We start from the raw sequence: 14,552 nt of genomic DNA, 5'->3' as shown, positions 1-14,552 counted from the left end.
ACCCCGCCGCCCACCGCGTCCGGGTCGCTGCACATCGGGCACGTCTTCTCCTACACGCACACCGACGTCGTCGCGCGGTTCCAGCGGATGCGCGGCAAGAGCGTCTTCTACCCGATGGGCTGGGACGACAACGGCCTGCCCACCGAGCGCCGCGTGCAGAACTACTACGGTGTGCGCTGCGACCCGACGCTCCCCTACGAGTCCGGCTTCACGCCTCCGTTCGAGGGCGGCGACAACAAGAGCAGCAAGGCCGCCGACCAGAAGCCGATCTCGCGCCGCAACTTCGTCGAGCTGTGCGAGCGCCTCACCGTCGAGGACGAGAAGCAGTTCGAGGACGTCTGGCGGGCCCTCGGCCTGTCCGTCGACTGGTCGCAGAGCTACCGGACCATCGGCGACGAGTCGCAGGCCGCCTCGCAGCGCGCCTTCCTCCGCAACCTCGCCCGCGGCGAGGCCTACCAGGCGCAGGCCCCGACGCTCTGGGACATCACCTTCCGGACCGCCGTCGCCCAGGCGGAGCTCGAGGACAAGGACCAGCCCGGCGCCTACCACCGCCTCGGCTTCCACCGCGACGGCGGCGAGGACGTCTTCATCGAGACGACCCGTCCCGAGCTGCTGCCCGCCTGCGTCGCCCTCGTCGCGCACCCCGACGACGAGCGCTACCAGGCGCTGTTCGGCACCACCGTCCGCACGCCGCTCTTCGACGTCGAGGTCCCGGTGCTCGCGCACCACCTCGCGCAGAAGGACAAGGGCTCGGGCATCGCGATGATCTGCACCTTCGGCGACATCACGGACGTGGTCTGGTGGCGCGAGCTCGACCTGCCCAACCGCGCGATCATCGGCTTCGACGGCCGCCTGATCTCGGAGGCTCCCGCCGCGATCACGAGCGACGCGGGCCGCGCCGCGTACGAGCAGCTCGCCGGCAAGACCGTCTTCTCCGCGAAGCAGGCCGTCGTGGCGCTGCTGAAGGAGTCCGGCGAGATGGTCGGCGACCCGCGCCCCATCACCCACCAGGTCAAGTTCTTCGAGAAGGGCGACAAGCCGCTCGAGATCGTGTCGACCCGCCAGTGGTACATCGGCAACGGCGCTCGCGACGCGGTGCTCAAGGAGCGCCTGCTGGAGCTCGGCCGCGACGTGCGCTTCGTGCCGGAGTTCATGCGCGTCCGCTACGAGAACTGGGTGAACGGCCTCTCCGGCGACTGGCTGATCTCGCGCCAGCGCTTCTTCGGCGTGCCGATCCCGGTGTGGTACCCGCTCGACGGCGACGGCAACCCCGTCTTCGACTCCCCGATCGTGCCGGACGAGGCGGCGCTGCCGGTGGATCCCTCCAGCGACCCGGCCCCCGGCTACTCGGAGGACCAGCGCGGAGCGGCGGGCGGCTTCCAGGGCGAGCTCGACGTGATGGACACCTGGGCGACCTCCTCGCTGACCCCGCAGCTCGCGGGCGGCTGGGAGCGCGACGACGAGCTCTGGCAGCTGGTCGCTCCCTACGACCTGCGCCCGCAGGGCCAGGACATCATCCGCACCTGGCTCTTCTCTACCCTCCTGCGCTCGCAGCTCGAGGACGGCCGCGCCCCGTGGAGCACGGCGACCGTGTCCGGCTTCATCGTCGACCCCGACCGCAAGAAGATGTCGAAGTCGAAGGGCAACGTGGTCACTCCCGCCGCGATGCTCGAGCAGCACGGCTCGGACGCGGTCCGCTACTGGGCCGCCTCCTCGCGCCTGGGCACCGACGCGGCCTTCGACCCGCAGAACCCGACGCAGATCAAGATCGGCCGCCGACTGGCGATCAAGATCCTCAACGCGGCGAAGTTCATCCACGGCTTCCCTCTCGCCGAGGGCGCCGAGGTCACCGACCCTCTCGACCTCAGCATGCTGGCCACCCTCGACACCGTGGTCGCCGACGCGACGACGGCGCTCGAGAACTACGACCACGCCCGCGCCCTCGAGACGACGGAGGCGTTCTTCTGGACGTTCTGCGACGACTACCTGGAGCTGGTGAAGGAGCGCGCGTACAGCGAGGACGGCGCGTCCGCCGCCGCCGCCCTGCACCGGGCGCTCGACGTCCTCCAGCGCCTGTTCGCGCCGTTCCTGCCGTTCGCGACGGAGGAGACCTGGTCGTGGTCGCACGACGACTCGGTGCACCTGCGCCCCTGGCCGGCCGTCGAGGGCCTGGGCGGCGACCCCGCCGTCCTGGCCGCGGCGAGCTCGGTCCTCACGGCCATCCGGCGCGCGAAGACCGATGCGAAGGCCTCGCAGAAGACGCCGGCCCGCTCCGCCCTGGTGACGGCGCCCGCCGAGCTCGTCGCGTCTCTCCGACTCGCCGCGGGAGACCTCGCGGCCGTCGGCAGGATCGCGACGCTCGACTTCGCCGAGGGCGACGCCCTCGCGGTCGGCATCGAGCTCGAGACCGAGGCGTAGCGCCGCTCCCGGGAGGCGGGAATGGTCCCGCCTCCCTCCCCACCGTCGAGAGGACCCCTCCCATGCAGCTCGGAACCCGCTGGTCGGTCGGCCAGGTGCCGCCGCAGACCCTCCCCGAGATCGTCGTCACCGCCATCGGCGACGTCGAGGGCGAGCTCACCGCGGCCGGCACGGCGACCGCCGACTGGCGCTGGACGCTCACCTGGCTCGAGGGCAGGCCCGTCCTCGAACTCGACGACGGCACGACGATCACCTACCGTCCTGACGAGGACGCTGCCTACATCACGCAGCCGCAGGGCCGCGTGGAGGGCGAGGACGACGACGACTGGGGCTGACGCCCCTTCGCGGCGCGGTCGTCGAGTCCGGTGAGCGCGCGCGTCCTGCGATCCTGAGTCGGAGCCCGCTCCCCCGCTCGCGCTCTAGGCTCGCAGGATGAGCGCACCCGATCCCGTCGCCGTCCTGCTCGAGCCGAGCGGACTCCCCCACGGGCTCCCCGACTTCGCCGCCGTCGACCCCGAGGCCTACCGCCCGGCGTTCCTCGAGGCCCTCCGCCGGCACCGCGCCGAGATCGACGCGATCGCCGGCGCCTCCGAGCCGCCGACCGTCGAGAACACCCTCGTCGCCCTCGAGCGGGCGGGCCGCGAGCTGCGCCGGGTGAGCGCCGTCTTCTTCACTGTCGCCGCCTCCGACCGCACTCCGCTCACCGACGCTCTGGAGGCCGAGCTCGCTCCGCTGCTCTCGGCCCACAGCGATGCGATCAGCCTCGACCCGCGCCTGTTCGCCCGGCTCCGCGCTCTCGCCGAGCAGTCGACGGAGCTCGACCTCGACGCCGAGACGGCCTACCTCCTCGAGCGGAGGATCACCGGGTTCGAGCGCTCCGGTGCGCTCCTCGACGACGCGGGGAAGGCACGGCTCGGCGAGCTGAACGAGCAGCTGTCGACCCTGACCACGCGCTTCGAGAAGGACCTGCTCGCCGAGTCGAACGACCGGGTCGTCCTCCTCGACGACGTCGCCGGCCTCGACGGGCTCGACGAGTCCGACGTCTCGGCCGCCGCGCGCGCCGCCGCCGACCGCGGCGTCGACGGCTGGCTGATCACCCTGCCCCTCTACTCCGGACACCCCTGGCTCGCGCGTCTGCGCGACCGCGGCGTCCGCGAGCGCGTCCTGCGCGCCTCCGTCGGCCGCGGTGCGGAGGGCGGGCCGCACGACACCACCGCGACCCTGCAGCGGATCGTCGCGCTGCGGGCCGAGCGCGCAGCTCTGCTGGGCGCGGCCTCGCACGCCGAGTTCGTGATCTCGGGCCAGACCGCGGGCTCGCCGGAGCGCGTCCTGTCGCTGCTGCACGAGCTCGCCGCTCCCGCCGCCCGGAACGCGAGGATCGAGCTCGAGCGGATGCAGGCCTCCGCCGACGCCGAGCAGGACGCCGCCGGAGCGCCGCGCTTCACGATCGAGGCGTGGGATCGTGGCTACTACGAGGAGCGCGTGCGGTCGGAGAGCTACTCCGTCGACTCCAGCGCACTGCGTCCCTTCTTCGAGCTGGAGCGGGTGCTCCGGCACGGCGTGTTCGCCGCCGCCACCGGTCTCTACGGCGTCCGCTTCTCGGAGCGGAGCGACCTGGCCGGCTACAGCGAGCACGTCCGCGTGTTCGAGTTGCACGAGGAGGCCGGGACCCCGCTGGGCCTGTTCCTGCTCGATCCCTTCACCCGCGACTCGAAGCGCGGCGGGGCGTGGATGAACTCCCTGTCCAGCCGCACCTCGCTGCTCGGCGACTCCGCCGTCGTCGTGAACAACCTGAACCTGTCGGCTCCGGGCCCGGGCGAGCCCGCCCTTCTCAGCCTCGACGAGGTGGAGACGCTCTTCCACGAGTTCGGGCACGCCCTGCACGGCCTGTTCGCGAGCACGCGGTACCCGCGCTTCGCCGGTACCGCGGTGTTCCGGGACTTCGTCGAGTTCCCGAGCCAGGTGAACGAGACGTGGGTGCGCCGCCCCGGGCTCCTCGCCGAGTACGCCCGCCACGTCGAGACCGGCGAGGCCCTGCCCGCGGGGACCGTCGAGCGCCTCGAGGCGTCCGCGCTGTGGGGCGAGGGCTTCGCGACGAGCGAGTACCTGGCGTCCGCCCTGCTCGACCTCGCCTGGCACTCCCTGCCGGCCCCGGTCGAGCCGCGCGACGCGGCCGCCTTCGAGCGCGACGTGCTCGACGGCGCGGGCCTCCTCCTTCCCGCCGTGCCGCCCCGCTACCGCAGCACGTACTTCGCGCACGTCTTCTCCGGCGGCTACTCCGCGGGCTACTACTCCTACATCTGGAGCGAGATCCTCGACGCGGACACGGTCGAGTGGTTCGAGGAGAACGGCGGCCTCGACCGCTCGGCGGGCGAGCGCTTCCGCCGCGGGGTACTCGAGCTCGGCGGCTCCCGCGATCCGCTCGACGCGTACCGCGCGTTCCGCGGGCGGGATGCGCGGACCGAGCCGCTGCTCGCGCGCCGCGGCCTCCTCTAGCGGCGCCGGGGGACGAGCCAGGCGAGGAGGACGAGTCCCACGACCAGGCCCCAGAAGGCCGAGCCGATCCCCGCGATGGTCGTGCCGGAGGCGGTGACCAGGAGCGTCGCCGCCGCCGGCAGCCGCAGCCGCGCGTCCTCCACAGCGGCCTGCACCGCCGACACGAACACCCCCAGCAGCGCCAGACCGGCGACCGCCTCGATCAGCAGCGGGCTCGCGGAGGACACCAGCGCGGCGGCCGCTCCGGCGAACACGCCCAGCACGAGGTAGGAGGCGCCCGCCGAGACCGAGGCGACCCAGCGCTGCTCCGGCCGCGGCGAGGCCTCGGGACCCGCGGTCAGCGCGGCGCTGAGCGCGGCGTAGTTGATCGGCACGCCGCCGAAGATCGCCGAGACCCCGGAGAGAGCACCGGTCGAGACGATCCCGGGACGCGAGTGGGCCGCGAAGCCGAAGCTCGTCAGCACCGCGATGCCCGGGATGTTCTGCCCGGCCATGGTGACCACGTAGAGCGGCAGGCCGATCCCGACCATCGCTCCGATCTCGAACACCGGAGCGACGAACTGCGGCACGGGGAGCAGCGGCGCACCGGCGAGTGCCGCGCCGTCCGTCACGATCAGCAGCACGATCGCCAGGGCGATCGCGGCCGGCACCGCCCAGCGGGGCAGGAGCCGCAGGAGCAGCAGCCAGAGCAGGATCACCGGCAGCGCGAGCGCGGGGATCTCGACCGCCGCGCGCACCGGCGCCAGGACGAGCGGGAACAGGATGCCCGCGAGCATGGCGTTCGCGAGCGGCCGCGGGATGCGCGCGACGAGCCTCCCGAGCGCCGGCCACAGCCCGGTGACCACCAGCAGAGCGGAGGCGACCAGGAACGCCCCGACCGCGCGGTCGAAGCCGCCGGGGAGCGTCGCGGTCGCGGCCAGCAGGGCGGCGCCCGGCGTGCTCCAGGCGAAGGTCATCGGCACGCGGTAGCGGATGCTCAGCACAATGCAGAGGACCCCCTGCAGCACGCAGACGGCGAGGAGGCCCGACGCGGCCTGCACGTCGGTGGCGCCCACCGCGACCACCCCGGCGAGCACGATCGCGAACGAGCTCGAGAAGCCGGTCAGGGCGGCGACGATCCCGGCGAGCAGCGGCTGGACGATGGCGGAGCCTCCCGGAGGATCGACCGGCACCGAGGCGACCGGACGCGCCGTCGGCGCGCCCCGCCAGGTTAGGGAAGCGGGAGCGCCTCGCCCGACGATCCGCCGGGCCAATCGCGGTGAACTGGCAGAGCGGGGCGGGGAGCGACTAGGCGCTCTTCTCCTGGCGACGGGGAGCGTGGGGCACGATCGTCGGGGCCGCGTTGTCGAGCACCGCGGCGCGGGTGACGACGACGCGCGCCACCTCGTCCGAGGAGGGCACCTCGAACATGATCGGGCCGAGCACCTCCTCGAGGATGGCGCGCAGTCCGCGAGCTCCGGTCTGGCGGAGGACCGCCAGGTCCGCGATGGCCTCGAGAGCGCCCCGGTCGAACTCGAGCTCGACGCCGTCGATCTCGAACATCCGCTGGTACTGCTTCACGAGCGCGTTGCGCGGCTCGGTGAGGATCTGCATGAGCGCGTCCTGGTCGAGCTGCGTGACCGTCGTGACGACGGGGAGGCGCCCGATGAACTCGGGGATCAGCCCGAACTTGTGCAGGTCCTCCGGGAGGACCTCGCTGAAGATGTTGATCTCGTCTTCCTTGTTGTGCAGCGGGGCGCCGAAGCCGATGCCGCGCTTGCCCGCCCGCGACGAGATGATGTCCTCGAGTCCGGCGAAGGCGCCGGCGACGATGAAGAGGACGTTCGTCGTGTCGATCTGGATGAACTCCTGGTGCGGGTGCTTCCGCCCGCCCTGCGGGGGCACGGAGGCGACGGTGCCCTCGAGGATCTTGAGCAGCGCCTGCTGCACTCCCTCGCCCGAGACGTCGCGCGTGATCGAGGGGTTCTCGGCCTTCCGCGCGATCTTGTCGACCTCGTCGATGTAGATGATGCCGGTCTCGGCACGCTTGACGTCGTAGTCGGCGGCCTGGATGAGCTTGAGGAGGATGTTCTCGACGTCCTCGCCGACGTAGCCCGCCTCGGTGAGGGCCGTGGCGTCCGCGACGGCGAAGGGCACGTTGAGGCGCTTCGCGAGGGTCTGGGCGAGGTAGGTCTTCCCGCAGCCCGTGGGGCCGATGAGCAGGATGTTGCTCTTGGCGATCTCGACCTCGTCGTGGATCGCGTCGGCGGCGGTGATGGTGTTGCGGGCCCGCACGCGCTTGTAGTGGTTGTACACGGCGACGGCGAGGGCCTTCTTGGCCTGCTCCTGCCCGATCACGTACTCCTCGAGGAAGCCGAAGATCTCCTTCGGCTTCGGGAGGTCGAACTCGTGGCTCGTCTCCTCGCTCGACTCGGAGAGGCGCTCCTCGATGATCTCGTTGCAGAGCTCGACGCACTCGTCGCAGATGTAGACGCCCGGTCCCGCGATGAGCTGCTGGACCTGCTTCTGGCTCTTGCCGCAGAAGGAGCACTTCAGCAGGTCGGCGCTTTCGCCAATACGTGCCACGGGGATGCCCCACTTCCTTGTCGTGCGTCTGTCGTGCGTCGGTCGGTCGTGCAACGGAGCCCGGAGCTCCGGCCGGTGCGAGCGGGACGAGCCCCCTGACACTGCTCCGAGCCTAGCCGCTGAGCCGCGAGGGCTCGGAAGGCGGGCCGGATTCGCCGTGCCTTGCGCCTCGTGTGGCGCTTTGCTACGGCGACGGAGGACGCAGAGAGGGGCCGGGCGGCGGATCGCTCCGCCACCCGGCCCCTCCTGGACGCCCTACGCCGTGAGAGCCGGGAGGCTCTTGCGGCTGGTGAGCACCTGGTCGATCAGCCCGTACTCGAGCGCGTCGCTCGCGCCGAGGATCTTGTCGCGGTCGATGTCCTTCTTGACCTGCTCGATCGAGCGGTTCGAGTGGTGCGACAGCGTCTCCTCGAGCCACTCGCGCATGCGCATGATCTCGGCGGCCTGGATCTCGATGTCCGAGGCCTGGCCCCCGCCCTGCTGCACGGCGGGCTGGTGGATGAGGATGCGCGCGTTCGGCAGCGCGAGGCGCTTGCCGGGCGTTCCCGCGGCGGTGAGCACGGCGGCGGCCGAGGCGGCCTGGCCGAGCACGACCGTCTGGATGTGCGGGCGGATGTACTGCATCGTGTCGTAGATCGCCGTCATCGCGGTGAAGGAGCCACCGGGCGAGTTGATGTACATGACGATGTCGCGGTCCGGGTCCTGGCTCTCGAGCACGAGGAGCTGGGCCATGATGTCGTCCGCGGAGGCGTCGTCGACCTGGACTCCGAGGAAGATGATGCGGTCCTCGAAGAGCTTGGCGTACGGGTCCTGGCGCTTGTAGCCGTAGGCCGTGCGCTCCTCGAACGTGGGGAGGATGTAGCGCGAGGACGGTGCGGCTCCGGAGCCGAACGCCGTTCCGCCGAAGGTGGGTGTGGTCATTGTCTGTTCCTGATCTCTCGGCGCGTTCGCTGGACTACTCGTCGATGGCGGTTCCGCCACCGCCGGCCACGTCGGTCGCCGACGAGCGGATGTGGTCGACGAAGCCGTAGGCGAGGGCCTCCTCGGCGCTGAACCAGCGGTCGCGGTCGCCGTCCTCGTTGACCTGCTCGACGGTCTTGCCGGTCGCCTTGGCGGTGATCTCGGCGAGGCGCTTCTTCATGTCGAGGATGAGCTGCGCCTGGGTCTGGATGTCGGAGGCCGTGCCGCCGAAGCCGCCGTGCGGCTGGTGGAGGAGCACCCGCGCGTTCGGGGTGATGTAGCGCTTGCCCTGGGTTCCGGCGGTGAGGAGCAGCTGGCCCATGGAGGCCGCCATCCCGATGCCCACGGTCACGATGTCGTTCGGGACGAACTGCATCGTGTCGTAGATCGCCATGCCCGCGGTGATGGAGCCGCCGGGCGAGTTGATGTAGAGGTAGATGTCCCGCTCGGAGTCCTCGGCTGCCAGGAGCAGGAGCTTCGCGGCGATCTCGTTCGCGTTCTCGTCGCGCACCTCGGAACCGAGCCAGATGATCCGGTCCTTGAGCAGGCGGTCGAAAACACTGTTGGGCATAACCATGTCGGCCATGTATTGCTCCGTTTCAGTTGTCGCTTCGGAGGCGAATCTATCGGACGCCGCCAGGCCGATCCGGCCGTGTTCGCCCGGGGCGGAGCGGGAGTCGCCCGTGTTCGCCCGGGGCGGACCGGAGCCCCGCAACGAGAGGAGCCGCCCTCCGACGGATCGGGGGGCGGCTCCTGACGTGCTCGCGGCGACTACTCCGCGGCCGGGGTCTCCTCGGCGGGAGCGGCGGCCTTCTTCTTGGCCGGCGCGCGCTTCTTCTTGGGGGCCGGGGCTGGCTCCTCCTCGGCGGCGGGCTCCTCGGCGACGGGCTCGGCGGGGACCTCGGCGTCGGCGGCGGCCTGAGCCTCCTCCGCGACCTCGGTCTCGTCCGAGGCGACGGCCTCGTCGGAGGCCTCGACGGCCTCGTCGTCACCGGGGACCGCGGTGAACGCGGTCAGGTCGACGGCGTTGCCCTCGGTGTCGGTGACCTTCGCCTTGCCGAGGACGATCGCGAGCGCCTTGTTGCGGGCGACCTCGCCGACCATCTGGCCGATCTGGTTGTTCTCGGACAGGATCTTGATGAACTCGTTCGGCTCCATGCCGTACTGCGCCGCACCCTGGATGAGGTACTGCGTGAGCTCGTCCTGGCTGACCTGGACCTTCTCCTGCTCGACGACGTGGTCGAGGAGGATCTGGGTCTTGAAGGTCTTCTCGCTGGCCTCCTTGACCTCGGCGCGGTGCTCGTCGTCCTCGAGGCGGTTCTCGCCCTCGAGGTGGCGGTGCACCTCGTCCTCGACGAGACCGGCGGGCACGGGGACCTCGACGAGGGCGAGCAGCGCCTCGACGAGCTTCTCGCGGGCCTCGCCGCCCTGCCCGAAGGTCTTCTGCTGAGCGGCCTGCTCCTTGAGCGACTCGCGCAGCTCCGCGATGGTGTCGAACTCGCTGGCGATCTGCGCGAAGTCGTCGTCGGCCTCGGGGAGCTCGCGCTCCTTGACGGCGGTGAGCGCGACGGCGATCTCGGCCTGCTCGCCGGCGTGGTCGCCGCCGAGCAGCGGAGCGGTGAACGTGGTGCTCTCGCCCGCGGTGAGCGAGTCGAGCGCCTCGTCGATGCCCTCGATCAGCTCGCCCGAGCCCAGCTCGTACGAGATGGCGTTGGCGGTGTCGACCTCGACGCCGTCGATGGAGGCGACCAGGTCGATCTGCGCGAAGTCGCCGGTCTTCGCCGGGCGGTCCACGGTGACCAGGGTGCCGAAGCGGCTGCGGAGCTTGTCCAGCTCGGCGTCGACGTCGGCGTCGGTGACCTCGGCCGCCTCGACGGTGAGCTCGATGCCGTCGTAGTCCGGGACGGTGATCTCGGGGCGCACGTCGACCTCGATGGCGAGCTCGAGGTCGCCGGTGAAGTCCTTGTCGCTCGGCCAGGCGACGATGTCGGCCTGCGGGCGGCCCAGGGGGCGGACCTCGGTCTCGCGGACGGCCTCGCGGTAGAAGCCGTCGAGGCCCTCGTTGACCGCGTGCTCGAGCACCGCGGCCTTGCCGACGCGCTGGTCGACGATGGCGGGCGGGACCTTGCCCTTGCGGAAGCCGGGGACGTTGATCTGCTCGGCGATGTGGCCGTAGGCGTGCGTGATGCTGGGGCCGAGCTCGTCCGGGGTGACCGAAATCGCGAGCTTCACGCGGGTCGGGCTCAGCTGTTCTACCGTGGTCTTCACGTGAGGGGATCTCCTGTGCTGGTTGGTGTCGGCGCCGGATGACGGTCGTCACGGGTCGATGTCGTCACGATGAGTACTCGTGGTCGGGGCGACAGGATTCGAACCTGCGACCTCCCGCTCCCAAAGCGGGCGCTCTAGCCAAGCTGAGCTACGCCCCGGATGCGCGGGCCTGGGCACCGTGCGTGAGACTCTCGTCGAGCCGTCCCCGCACGTGCGCTTGCGCGACACGCCGAAATGGCCTTCGCAAGTGTACTGCACCGCGGCAGCGGCGACCGGAACCGCGCGGCGGAGGACGACCGGGGTGTCCACGGTGCTCGCGCGATGTACTACGCTGTCCTGGTGCCCGGTCGAGAGACCCGGTCGCACCGGTTCGCGGTCGTCAGACCAGCGATTCGGGGCTGTAGCTTAGTGGTAAAGCCTCTGTCTTCCAAACAGATGATGCGAGTTCGATTCTCGTCAGCCCCTCTCCTCTCGAAGAGCCCCGGATGTCCGGGGCTCTTCGTCGTTCCGGGCGTGCTCAGCCGACCGCGCCGCGGTGCTCCTCCGTCAGGGCGAGGTACGAGGCGGCGTTCCGGCGGATGCCCTCGCGCTCCTCCTCCGTCAGCTCCCGCCGGACCCTCCCGGGGACGCCCGCCACGAGCGAGCCCGGCGGGACGACCGTCCCCTCGAGGACGACGGCGCCCGCGGCGATCAGCGAGCCGGTGCCGATGACGGCCCCGTTCAGGACGGTCGCGCTCATGCCGACCAGCACGTCGTCCTCGAGGGTGCAGCCGTGCAGCACGGCGTTGTGCCCGACCGAGACTCCGGCGCCGATGACCGCGTCGTAGTCGGCGTCGACGTGGACGACGACGCCGTCCTGGAGGTTGCTGCCGGCGCCGAGCTCGATCCGCGCGTGCTCCGCGCGCAGGACGGCGCCGTACCAGACGCTCGCCCGCTCCCCCAGGCGCACGGAGCCGATCACGGTGGCGCCCGGAGCGACCCACGCGGTGTCGGCGATCTCCGGGGCGCGTCCCCCGGTCAGGGCGAGGACGCGGGCGCCCTCCGCAGGACTCGACGGCATCGGGTTCTCCTCTTCTCCGGTGGTCAGCGCCCGGCGCGCAGGAAGGCGAGGACCGCCAGCACCCGCCGGTGGTCGGAGCCCGAGTCCTCGAGCCCGAGCTTCTGGAAGATCGCGGTCACGTTCTTCTCCACGGCGCCCACGCCGACGAAGAGAGCGGAGGCGATGCCCGCGTTCGTGCGCCCCTGGGCCATCTGCTCCAGCACCTCCCGCTCCCGCGGGGTCAGCGAGGCGAGCGGGTCGCGGTTGCGCTGCAGGAGCGAGGCGACGACCTGCGGGTCGAGGACTGTTCCGCCCGCTGCGACGCGCTCGACGGCGTCGCGCAGCTCCTCCACGGAGGCGACCCGGTCCTTCAAGAGGTAGCCGAGTCCGCCGTCGCCGGAGCCGAGCAGCTCCTGCGCGTAGGTGACCTCGACGTACTGGCTGAGCAGCAGAACCGACACCTGCGGGTAGCGCCGGCGGATCTCCAGCGCCGCGCGGACGCCCTCGTCGCGGAAGGTCGGCGGCATCCGGACGTCGAGCACGGCGACGTCGACCCCGGCCGGGTCCCGCGCCAGATCGGCGAGCAGGGCGTCCGCGTCCCCGAAGGCGCCGACGGAGGCGAACCCCGCGTCCTCGAAGAGGCGGACCAGGCCCTCGCGCAGGAGGACCGAGTCCTCGGCGATGGCGACGCGGATCACGGGCACGCCCTCAGGATAGGGCGGCCGGGCGGTAGGGGACGTGCACCCCGACCGTGGTCGGCCCGCCGACCGGCGACTCCACGCTCAGGATCCCGCGCAGGCCCCGGACGCGCCCGCCGACCCCCTCGAGACCGTGACCGGCGACCGGCGACGCCCCGCCGACTCCGTCGTCCACCACCCAGGCGTCGAGCCATCGCTCCCCCGGAGTGCCGGAGTCGCGGGTGTCGAGGTGCACCCGCACCGATCGGGCACGGGAGTGCTTGGAGGCGTTGGCGAGCAGCTCGGCGACGACGAAGTAGACGCTGCGCTCGACCTCGGGCGGGACGTCCGCCACGGGGTGCTCGGTGAGGACCTCGACCGGCACCGGGCTGAGCTCGGCGAGCGAGTGCACCGCCGCCTCGAAGCCCCGGTCCTGCAGGATCGGCGGCGCCACTCCGCGGGAGAGGGCGCGCAGCTCGTCGAGCGCGGCGCGCACGTGCTCGCGAGCCTCGTCGACCAGGCGGGCGGCGGACTCCGGGTCGGCGGCGAGTCGGTTGCGGGCCGAGGCCAGGTCCATCTGGACCCGGATCAGGCGCTGCTGCGGGCCGTCGTGTATGTCGCGCTCGAGCCGGCGCAGCGCGCGGTCCTCGGCGGCGACGGCTGCGCCGCGGGAGGCGCTCAGCTCGGCGACCTCGCGCTGGAGCGCCTCCGACTCCCACGGGCCGAGCAGGAGACGGTCGACCAGCCAGTGCAGGAGGGAGAGGCCGCGGGTGGCGAACGGCAGGGTCGAGACGAAGAGGACGGTCGTGGCGACCGTCGCCGCGGCGACCAGTCCCGCCGGAGGCTGCGGGGCGCCCAGCAGAGCTGCTCCGCTCTCGGCCAGCAGGCGGGCCGGACCGGGGGCCCCCGTGAGCGCGGCGGCCACCGTGCCCGGGCCCGCCCAGGTCCACAGCGCGAGGAGCAGTCCGGACAGCAGCGCGAGCACCGGAGCCACGACGAGCGTGTGCAGGAGAGCGAGCCAGTAGTGCCCGTCGATCACCGGACCGTAGAGGGCGAAGGTCGAGGGAGTGACGGCGGAGGGCGGTCGCCGCCACTGCGGCCGGGGGACGGCGGGCCGTCCGGCCAGCACGTCGAGGCCGACGGCGGCCTGCGAGAAGAAGCGCGCCGTGTAGAGGGCGGCGGGCAGGAACACCAGGCCGATCAGGACTCCGACGAGCCCGAGCGCGACGGCCAGCGCGACGCCGGCGCAGAAGGCGCCGAGGAGCGCGACCGGGATCGCGGCCACCAGCGCGAGCACCTCCCGGGGCAGTCCGCGCCAGAGCCGGAGGTAGGCGCGCGAGGCCTCGCCGAGGGCCGTCGATACTCCGCTCATCCGCGCCTCCTGTCCGCTCCCGCCGCCGCCGCGACCCGGTCGAGCGTACCGGCGGCACGGCTCCGGGCACCCGGGGGGAAGCCCCCGTGACGCCCCTCCGCGACAGAGGTGAGCCTGTCCTTCACCGGAATGAGCCGAGCCTGCGCTTCCTTGCGGCGCCGAGGGATCTGCGTACTGTTGACGATCAGTCACCCCCTCTCGAAAGGACCAGACGATGTCCACCACGTCCGTCACGTCGCTCACCTCGTCGAACCCGGATGTCGCATCCGGAGTCGCCCAGTTCCTCAGCCCCGTCGTCGTCGAGATGACCGCGCTCGCCGTCAACGGCAAGCAGGCGCACTGGCACGTCCGCGGCGCCAACTTCATCGGCGTCCACGAGCTGCTCGACGCGATCGTCGGCCGCGCCATCGAGTGGGCCGACCTCGCCGCGGAGCGCGTCGTCGCCCTCGGCCTCCCGGTCGACGCCCGCATCCAGACCGTCGCCTCGGCGACGCAGTCCGAACCCCTCACCCCCGGCTTCCAGCGCTCCGAGAACGCGATCGTCGAGATCATCCGCCAGATGGACGTCGCCATCGCGACCGTCAACACGGCGATCGCCGAGCTCGCCGAGATCGACGCGAGCAGCCAGGACGTCGCGATCGAGATCGGCCGCGGCCTCGAGAAGGACCGCTGGTTCCTCTTCGCCCACGTCAGCGAGAGCTGAGCACCACGCCTCGACCGGCCCGCGGATCCTCGGATCCCGCGGGCCGTCGTCGTT

12 protein-coding genes and 2 tRNA genes are annotated in these 14,552 nt (G+C 71.8%); 5 read left to right on the top strand and 9 right to left on the bottom strand.

The genetic code is table 11. The features are described from left to right. From valS to C5D09_RS08735, 3 genes are all read left to right on the top strand, one after another. A partial coding sequence (gene valS / locus C5D09_RS08745; RefSeq protein WP_104269100.1) for a valine--tRNA ligase occupies positions 1-2,418 on the top strand: 2,418 nt, incomplete at its 5' end. A gap of 62 nt (positions 2,419-2,480) precedes the next feature. Beyond that, positions 2,481-2,753, top strand: coding sequence for a hypothetical protein (locus C5D09_RS08740; RefSeq protein WP_104261275.1), 273 nt, complete (start codon positions 2,481-2,483; stop codon positions 2,751-2,753). 97 nt (positions 2,754-2,850) lie between these two features. Beyond that, positions 2,851-4,914, top strand: a complete 2,064-nt coding sequence (locus C5D09_RS08735; protein ID WP_104269099.1) for a M3 family metallopeptidase — start codon at positions 2,851-2,853, stop codon at positions 4,912-4,914. Here C5D09_RS08735 and C5D09_RS08730 read toward each other — a convergent pair. From C5D09_RS08730 to C5D09_RS08705, 6 genes are all read right to left on the bottom strand, one after another. Continuing rightward, positions 4,911-6,086, bottom strand: a complete 1,176-nt coding sequence (locus C5D09_RS08730; RefSeq protein WP_104226726.1) for a benzoate/H(+) symporter BenE family transporter — start codon at positions 6,084-6,086, stop codon at positions 4,911-4,913. The genes C5D09_RS08735 and C5D09_RS08730 overlap by 4 nt on opposite strands. A gap of 115 nt (positions 6,087-6,201) precedes the next feature. After that, positions 6,202-7,479 (bottom strand): ATP-dependent Clp protease ATP-binding subunit ClpX, encoded by a 1,278-nt coding sequence (gene clpX / locus C5D09_RS08725; protein WP_104247278.1) that lies wholly within the window; start codon positions 7,477-7,479, stop codon positions 6,202-6,204. A gap of 255 nt (positions 7,480-7,734) precedes the next feature. After that, positions 7,735-8,400 (bottom strand): ATP-dependent Clp protease proteolytic subunit, encoded by a 666-nt coding sequence (locus C5D09_RS08720; protein ID WP_068253282.1) that lies wholly within the window; start codon positions 8,398-8,400, stop codon positions 7,735-7,737. Positions 8,401-8,434: 34 nt separating this feature from the next. Next, the gene (locus C5D09_RS08715) at positions 8,435-9,025 is read right to left on the bottom strand and encodes an ATP-dependent Clp protease proteolytic subunit (protein ID WP_097165884.1); all 591 of its coding nucleotides are present in this window, start codon (positions 9,023-9,025) and stop codon (positions 8,435-8,437) included. Between the two features lie 185 nt (positions 9,026-9,210). Further along, the gene (gene tig, locus C5D09_RS08710; RefSeq protein WP_104257383.1) at positions 9,211-10,707 is read right to left on the bottom strand and encodes a trigger factor; all 1,497 of its coding nucleotides are present in this window, start codon (positions 10,705-10,707) and stop codon (positions 9,211-9,213) included. Between the two features lie 80 nt (positions 10,708-10,787). Continuing rightward, positions 10,788-10,865, bottom strand: a tRNA-Pro gene (locus C5D09_RS08705). Between the two features lie 236 nt (positions 10,866-11,101). Here C5D09_RS08705 and C5D09_RS08700 point away from each other — a divergent pair. After that, positions 11,102-11,172, top strand: a tRNA-Gly gene (locus C5D09_RS08700). Between the two features lie 52 nt (positions 11,173-11,224). Here the strand turns inward: C5D09_RS08700 and C5D09_RS08695 are convergent. The 3 genes from C5D09_RS08695 to C5D09_RS08685 are packed head-to-tail and all read right to left on the bottom strand — an operon-like array spanning position 11,225 to position 13,795. Beyond that, entirely contained in the window at positions 11,225-11,767 is a 543-nt protein-coding gene (locus C5D09_RS08695) for a gamma carbonic anhydrase family protein (protein ID WP_104226728.1), read from the bottom strand. Between the two features lie 23 nt (positions 11,768-11,790). Beyond that, complete coding sequence (locus C5D09_RS08690; protein ID WP_104247297.1) at positions 11,791-12,450, bottom strand: response regulator transcription factor; 660 nt, start codon at positions 12,448-12,450, stop codon at positions 11,791-11,793. Between the two features lie 4 nt (positions 12,451-12,454). Then, positions 12,455-13,795, bottom strand: a complete 1,341-nt coding sequence (locus C5D09_RS08685; protein WP_104269098.1) for a histidine kinase — start codon at positions 13,793-13,795, stop codon at positions 12,455-12,457. Positions 13,796-14,009: 214 nt separating this feature from the next. Here C5D09_RS08685 and C5D09_RS08680 point away from each other — a divergent pair, with 214 nt between their 5' ends. After that, complete coding sequence (locus C5D09_RS08680) at positions 14,010-14,498, top strand: Dps family protein (protein ID WP_104226731.1); 489 nt, start codon at positions 14,010-14,012, stop codon at positions 14,496-14,498. Positions 14,499-14,552: the final 54 nt, after the last annotated feature.

The organism is Rathayibacter sp. AY1C9, assembly GCF_002932315.1.
GTDB lineage: Bacteria > Actinomycetota > Actinomycetes > Actinomycetales > Microbacteriaceae > Rathayibacter.
Note: the sequence above shows the minus strand (reverse complement) of the source record. Positions and strands in the feature narration are given on the sequence as shown.